The following is a 993-nucleotide window of genomic DNA, read 5'->3' as shown; positions in this document are numbered from 1 at the left end:
ACCGCTCGCTGCGGGGGCGCTGTTCTGCGGCCCGGTCTGGGGGTACGCCGCCGGGCTGCCGCCCTGGCCCGCTGCGGGCGGGAACGCCGGTGCGCCGTTCCGCGCAACGGGCGCTGCGGACGGTTCCGGGGGGAACGCGGGGGCGCTGTTCTGCGGCCCGGTCGCTGTTGCCGGTTCCTGGGGGTACGCAGCCGGGCTGCCGCTCTGGCCTGCTGCGGGCGGGAACGCCGGGGTGTTGTTCGGCGCGCCGGGCGCGGCGGCCGGTTCCTGCGGGAACGCCGGGCTGTTGTTCGGCGCGCCGGGTGCCGCGGCTGGTTCCTGCGGAAACGCGGGGGCGCCGTTCTGCGGCCCGGCCGCTGCCGTCGGTTCCTGGAGGAACGCCGACGTGCCGCCGCCCTGGCCCGCCGCAGGCGGAAACGCTGCGGTGCCGTTCCGCGGGCCGGGGGCTGCGGCCGGTTCCTGGGGGTACGTAGCCGGGCTGCCGCCCTGGCCCGCTGCGGGCGGGAAGGCCGGGGTGTTGTTCGGCGCACCGGGTGCCGCGGCCGGTTCCTGCGGGAACGCGGGGGCACCGTTCTGCGGCCCGGTCGCCGCCGTCGGTTCCTGGAGGAACGCCGACGTACCGCCGCCCTGCCCACGTCGGCCACCGTCGGTACCCGGCGCAGCCGCCTCAGGCGTGAACTCCGGCTTGGTCTCGCGGAGTTCGGGCCCCTGCTCCTGCGGGGCCTTTTCGGGGGCCGGGGCGGCCATCGGCTCCTGCAGGAACGCGGACGTACCGCCTCCCGCCGGGAGCGGCTTCTCCGGCGTCGGTGTCGGGGTCGGGGTCGGCGCGGGCGTCGGTGCGGCCTCGGCAGAGGAGGCGGCGGCGTCGTCGGCCGGCTTGCGCGGTGCCGGGGTCGCCGGCTTCGGCGGGCGGTCCGCCTCGGCCGGCGGGAGGGCGAACGCGGTGCGGGGCGCGGTCGGTTCCGGGGCCTGCAGACCCGCGGCGCGGCGTGC

General features: G+C 79.1%; 1 pseudogene. It reads right to left on the bottom strand.

The features are described from left to right. Positions 1 to 993 (bottom strand): annotated as a pseudogene (locus HG542_RS34065) (hypothetical protein); the annotation flags it as partial.

Origin of the sequence: Streptomyces morookaense, assembly GCF_013030945.1 — a bacterium.
GTDB lineage: Bacteria > Actinomycetota > Actinomycetes > Streptomycetales > Streptomycetaceae > Streptomyces > Streptomyces morookaensis.
This window is presented reverse-complemented; position numbering and strand designations above follow the sequence as displayed.